7 protein-coding genes are annotated in these 5,860 nt (G+C 42.4%); 3 read left to right on the top strand and 4 right to left on the bottom strand.

Annotated features, from left to right (window positions below):
• The first annotated feature begins 779 nt into the window (after positions 1 to 779).
• The 3 genes from WC310_05760 to WC310_05750 all read left to right on the top strand — a co-directional run bounded on the left by WC310_05760 (position 780) and on the right by WC310_05750 (position 2,492).
• Positions 780 to 1,349 (top strand): transglycosylase SLT domain-containing protein, encoded by a 570-nt coding sequence (locus WC310_05760; GenBank protein MFA5359287.1) that lies wholly within the window; start codon positions 780 to 782, stop codon positions 1,347 to 1,349.
• A gap of 505 nt (positions 1,350 to 1,854) precedes the next feature.
• Positions 1,855 to 2,043, top strand: coding sequence for a hypothetical protein (locus tag WC310_05755; protein ID MFA5359286.1), 189 nt, complete (start codon positions 1,855 to 1,857; stop codon positions 2,041 to 2,043).
• Between the two features lie 284 nt (positions 2,044 to 2,327).
• Complete coding sequence (locus tag WC310_05750; protein MFA5359285.1) at positions 2,328 to 2,492, top strand: hypothetical protein; 165 nt, start codon at positions 2,328 to 2,330, stop codon at positions 2,490 to 2,492.
• A 32-nt stretch (positions 2,493 to 2,524) separates the two neighbouring features.
• Here WC310_05750 and WC310_05745 read toward each other — a convergent pair whose 3' ends face one another.
• From WC310_05745 to WC310_05730, 4 genes are all read right to left on the bottom strand, one after another.
• Entirely contained in the window at positions 2,525 to 4,138 is a 1,614-nt protein-coding gene (locus tag WC310_05745; protein ID MFA5359284.1) for a methyltransferase domain-containing protein, read from the bottom strand.
• 226 nt (positions 4,139 to 4,364) lie between these two features.
• Positions 4,365 to 4,649: a hypothetical protein gene (locus WC310_05740; GenBank protein ID MFA5359283.1), complete on the bottom strand. Its 285-nt coding sequence runs from the start codon at positions 4,647 to 4,649 to the stop codon at positions 4,365 to 4,367.
• Positions 4,650 to 5,003: 354 nt separating this feature from the next.
• Complete coding sequence (locus WC310_05735; GenBank protein ID MFA5359282.1) at positions 5,004 to 5,411, bottom strand: hypothetical protein; 408 nt, start codon at positions 5,409 to 5,411, stop codon at positions 5,004 to 5,006.
• A gap of 26 nt (positions 5,412 to 5,437) precedes the next feature.
• Positions 5,438 to 5,860 (bottom strand): hypothetical protein (locus tag WC310_05730; GenBank protein MFA5359281.1); only part of this gene is annotated, 423 nt, incomplete at its 5' end.

Genomic DNA, 5,860 nt, shown 5'->3' with positions numbered 1-5,860 from the left:
TTAGTCACTCGCTTCGCTCGTGAAATTCGTTCGTTGTTTTTGTATTTTTTTTTTGAATCAATAGGCCCGCTCGCTATCGCTCGCGGGTCACGCTGGACGTTTCTTTGACGTGGCACGTTTGTTGCCTATACCATGCGGCCGTCTCCGGCTGGGGGTCGAGTCGCGCCTTCGCGCTCCCGCCTGCTGGCGTCCCCCCTTTCGGAACGGCCGCTCGGCCGCTTTGCGTCCGTGGCCTTCGGCCTCAGTCGGAGGCAAAAGGTACGCCACTCGCAAATGCTCGTGGCGGTCTGCGGGGAAAAAACTTGCGGTATAGTTTGCTTTCTTTTCCAAAAAGAAAGCAAGCAAATAAAGAAAGAAAAGGGGAACTTCTCTTTTTTTTAAAAAAAGAGAAGTTTCACAAGAGAAAAAAAACACAGGGATTGACAATTAAAAAATAATTTTATAGAATGGAAAAAAATTGAATAGCGACATGTCGTTAAGAGATAAATCTTTTTTGCGACGTTAAAGAGTCCAGGTCTGTGGCCATCTTACTGGAACGGCCCGAAAGGGTTTAAGTTAAAAGAGCCAAAAGCTGGGGTCCCGCCACCTCGAAACAGGCGGGAGCCGTACCGAAGGGAGGAACTTCAACCAGCAAAGGCACTCAAACTTCTCGCGACGCGAGCAGTAAGAGGCCTTTACAACAAAAACCCCCCGAAGGGGGGTACATATCAGAATTCTTCTTCTTAATAAATCCGGCGAAAAAAAATCACAAAATAAAAAACAAAAGCTAAAAAACAATTATGGACGTAATGGTAACGATATTTTTGGCAGGGGCATTGGGAGCATTGGCTAAAGATATATTTAAAGACAACACAATCGAAATGCCAAAATGGAACGACGGAAAGCTCGGCCTTGGTTGTATTGGAGGAATGATTATTGGAGGAGCGGCGGGAATGTACATTGACGGAAGTTTCATAACTGCTTTCATGGCAGGCTTCACCGGAATCGCAATTCTTCAAGGAGTAATGGACGGAAAAGACGTGGAAACGACAGGAAGCAACACAACAAATAAAACACTAGTAGAAAGCATTGTTCGCTATGTAGCAAAACAAGAAGCGGTTGACCCTGACCTTGCTGTCAGAGTGGCAAAATGCGAAAGCGCTTTGTCGCCTACGGCGAAAAATGTGAATACTGACGGGTCCGTAGATCGCGGACTATTTCAAATAAATGACAAGTACCACCCGGAAGTTTGCGACAATGACGCATACGACATCGTACTGTCAACAAGGTTCTTTTGCAAAGCAGTCAAAGAGAATCATATAAGCTGGTGGAACGCCTCCAAAAAATGCTGGGAGTGCGGGGACGCTTGACAAAAAAAACATCATAGTGTATAGTGATAATGACCGCAGAGCAAAAGCAACCGACTTAAAAAGTCGGTCTTTTGTTTGTCTGCAATCTTACCCCTTGACAAAAAAAGTGAAAGGGGATAAGATAGAAGCATAATTCTAGCGGTTCCGGCTGGCAACAGCGGACTAAAAAAAACATGGCGAAGAAAAAAGCCAGAAAGAAAGAGCACCTTGTTTGCGCAAGGTGCGGAAACGACGGAGCAATTCTTTGGAATTACTTCGGCGAATACCTATGCCAAGAATGCGTGGAGAAAGCAAAGGTCGAAGACATGGAAAAAATTAGCCGCAATCAAATGAAGTTATTTTGATATGGCAGTTTTAATAGACGGACAATGGTATTGTAGTAGGGCTAAAACAAGCAAAAACAGGGTTTTGAGGAGGGTTTTGGTAGTTTTAGCTATAATTCTGTTCTTATTGGTCTTTGGCTTCTGCGGAAGCCAAACATACCCTTATTAAAATATTAAAAAACATGAAAAAAACAATCAAAAGAATCATCGGACAGTTTGGGATTTGGTTTTTAGGACTTTGGGCAATAGATAAAATGCTGGGATTAGAATACGGAATGCTATATATGGGGGCGACACTGCATTTATTAGCAACAGCAATATTAGTCTGCGTTATAATAAGCTGGTACGAAAAACAGAAAAAACGAACATGATATTTAGCGAAACAAAATATATCCGAGAAGCATGGGGACTGCCGGAGTGGAGAGGGCACGTCAGAATTAAAGCAGTGAATTGCGGGAAGAAAAATTGCAAAATGTGCCCGCATGGTTACTACCTTTATTTTAGAGAGGGAAGGTGGAGAAAAGCAAAAGAGCAGTATATTGGAAAGTGCGACAAGAACGGAATGCCAAGATAGTCTTACCCCTTTACGGCCGTAAAGGGGTAAGACAGAAACAAAGAAAATTTGGATAAAGGTCGATGAAAAGAGAAAAGTTTAATGTTTAAAATCAAAAAAATGACGGAAACAAAAAAAGGTGAAATCTTCAGCTTGTTGGGTATAGTTAAAGGAGCACTCATTGAAACAAGAACACTAACAGAAGAAGAAACAAACGCTTTCGCAGTGATTGAAAAAACAATCGCAGAGATAGAGACAGAAGGATAGAAAAAAAAAGACGGCCGGATTGGCCGTTTTTTTTATCTCTGAGTTTTTGCCATTTCAAACATTAGAGCAGCACGTTTGCCGGCAATGTCTTTAAGCATATCGTTGCTTGCAATGGCTTTGACTTTTTCAAAAGCGATGTGAGCTTTGTCGTATTGTCCGAGGTGGAAGAAACTCTCAGCGATTAAATTCCATGTAGCTGAATCATCTCTCGGCCAAGGTTTGTATGTTTGATCGCCGGTATTGATTTTAAAGCTATCAACAAACGACTCAATGGCGGGACCGTACTTTTTGGAGGAGTAGTATATAAGACCTTTGAGCTTTGAAATTTCCCAGCGTCCAGGCACTTCATTATCAGCGCGAAACACGGACCAAAAAGCACGGAAATTTTTGCCTAAGGCAAAATAACAAAGGGAGCGATTGAAGAAAACAAACCACCTTTCACTTTTCACAGGGGAGTATTTTAAATAAAGATTGTACCACTTAATCGCTTCGGAAAATCTTTTCCTTGATTGGGCGTGAAGGCCAAGGTGGAAAGAAGCCCGGATGTTTTTTTTGTTTTTTCGGATTTCTTCGCCCATTATACGAGGAACCATGTCGCGAGTCTGACATTCACGAGCGGCGGAAGACTCCGCAGATTGTCCGCCAAGACGGCCATGCTTAACGAGAAATCCGGGAAAGAAAACAACGTCTTTGCAATTTTGTTTTTCGTGAACACGGCCTTCAAACTGGCAGCCATTTCGGTATATGCGGGGATTACGAAATTGAAAATGATTTTCAAGCTCTACGGTACAAAGAAGACCCTCAGCTTTATTTTTTAAAAATTCGTCTAGCTTTTCACACTTGTCAATATATTCATGACCGTCCAAAAACAGAATCCAATCGGTTTTTATACCGGCATGAGCAAAGTTTCGGGCTTTGGCAAAATCGTCGGACCAGTCAAAAGTCTTTAAAGTATCAGCATACATTTTAGCAATTTCAAGCGTTTTGTCATTGCTGGAATTATCAACAGCGAGGACAATATTATCAACGTAGTCTATGGCAGACAAAACGGCTCTTTCAAGACCAAGCTCCTCGTTCTTCAAAATCATACAAAGAGAAAGCAAGGGGATGTTTTCTTCACCAATGTCAACAGTGCAAAGAATTTGTCCTTTAAATCCGGCCCAATTATGAAATTTGACTCGGCCGAGTGGCGACAATTTTGTGCGAAGTTGCGGGACCGTAAATGTACGGACATGTTCATCGCAAGGAATACGATTGCCGTTAGGAACGGAAATGACCAAGCGAGTACCTTTTTGAGCTTGAGCTTTAATTTGAGAAAAAATCAAAGAGTCGTCTTCAATATGCTCTAAAAATTCGCACATAACGATTGTGTCGTAATCGGCAAAATGAAGAAAAGAAGGGTTAGTGCAATCGCCGACTACAAATTCGGCGTCTTTGCGACGGACTTCTTTAGCCATTTTAATTCCTTGATTGGAAATATCAACACCGACGTACGGACCGAAAAAATAATCGGAAAGAGTACCAGTACCACAGCCAATATCAAGGACACGGCCTTTCAAAAGAGCGGCAGTCGCGATATGACGTTCCGGCACATCGTGCTGATTGACAGGGTACTTACGATAGAATTCTTCGTAGTCGTAAAGCATATTTTTTTTAAAATTATTAATTAAATAAATACCTTTTTCGAGATGCCCTAGCGATATGTTGCAATCGGTTCGAGCAGACACCTCAGGGCATTTACGTCAGAACCGTCTTATACGTTGACGGACTTGCGATAGCACCTCGAAAAAAATATCAATAAAATCTTTTTATATTTTTATTATAGCACAAACAAAAAACCCCGCAAGAGCGGGGCTTTTCGCCACAAGAATATTAAGCACCGGTCATGTCAGCGACCATACCTTCAATGTCTGCCGTTGCCCAGCTATCAAGAGCTGTGGTATACGGCGTACCAACAAAGGCCAATGCGATTGCGGTCTTCGCAATGAGGTATAAACCTAGAGCTTTGTCGTACGGAGCGATTGCGGCATAATCAAGGTCAAACTCTACAATTCCGAGGTCATCAGCCGAAGATTGGAACACGGAGTAGTAAGTATGGCCTGTACAAGCGGCTAATTGAGAGGCGTAGGCAGTCGCGTCGGTCAAATAGTGGTCCACAATGTACTTAACGATGAAAGATTGCTTAGTCTGTCCGCCAGGAATCAAACCAAGGTCAATCAACTGTTGAGCAAATGCAGTACTGGGTTTGATTTCCCCAACTGCTCGGCCTGTACCTCCCATGATAATCCTTTGGTCTCCTTGAGTGGCAGACTGAGGATTGGAGGGCTTCACCCATTGCCTAACAACGTTGACACCTTTCCAACCGAAGAAGACGAAGGCGTCGGCAATCTTTCCACTTGCACTCATTGAGTACAAGGGTCCTGAAACTTTTGCACACATATGTCGTAAAAAAATCTAATTATATTTTCCTGGCGACCTTTAAACGATAGGTCAAGAAAATTGCGAACATGCTTAGTGAGAAAGGCAATACTCTTTGACAAACAAATTGTACCCGGAATAATGCTTTCCTTTAGCACGTTCATTATAAAACCCTTTTTGCTCGCTTGTCAAGGCCTGCCAAGCAAGCACAGCGTCAGCAATCTTTTCCCTGTTTGATTGTTGAGGTTCTGTGCGGGGATTGTATGGCGAATAATACTCGTTACGCATGAATTGTCTTTTGTTGTTCAAATGCTTCAAAGAGTATATACCGGAGAAGATATGGTCTTCTCTGGTAAGCGGAGTATTTTTGACAGAAACAATAATGTCATCGTCGCCAAAGGAAGACCAGCCGAACATTGCTCGGCCGTAATGGCGATGTCTTCCGAAAATTTTTCGGGAAGATGTGGAAAATAATCTTTTGACTCCTTCAACGATTGGCATATATATCAGGTTAATTTTGTCATACACTATTGAATTAAAATATTGCCAACTTTTGTCTTATGGACACAGTCGGGACCATCATCAGTCCAAAATATACTTGTTCCTTCAAAAACAAGGCATTGAATGGAACCGGGCAAAGAAGGAGTAACAGCAACGATTGCGGCGTCAGATATTCGTTCCATTTTAACACAATTGTCACTGTAACCACCAACAAAAAGGTAGGTTTCGTCACAGGCAAGAGAGAATACATTGCCTTTATAGCGAGGGAATTCTTTAACAAAAGAAAGATCAGAAATGAGATATTGTTTAGGAGATAGGATAGTTTGGCCACCAGCGAAAATGTGCGTTGAGTTAATACATAGCGCATTGATTTGGCCGCCAAAATCAGGAGCTTGGGCGGCATAGGAAAGGTCAGAAAGAAGATACGCTCGAATTCGCTTTGTAGTCAC

This window comes from Patescibacteria group bacterium (assembly GCA_041653535.1).
In the GTDB taxonomy this organism is placed as follows: domain Bacteria; phylum Patescibacteriota; class Patescibacteriia; order JACRDY01; family JACRDY01; genus JBAZFH01.
Note: the sequence above shows the minus strand (reverse complement) of the source record. Positions and strands in the feature narration are given on the sequence as shown.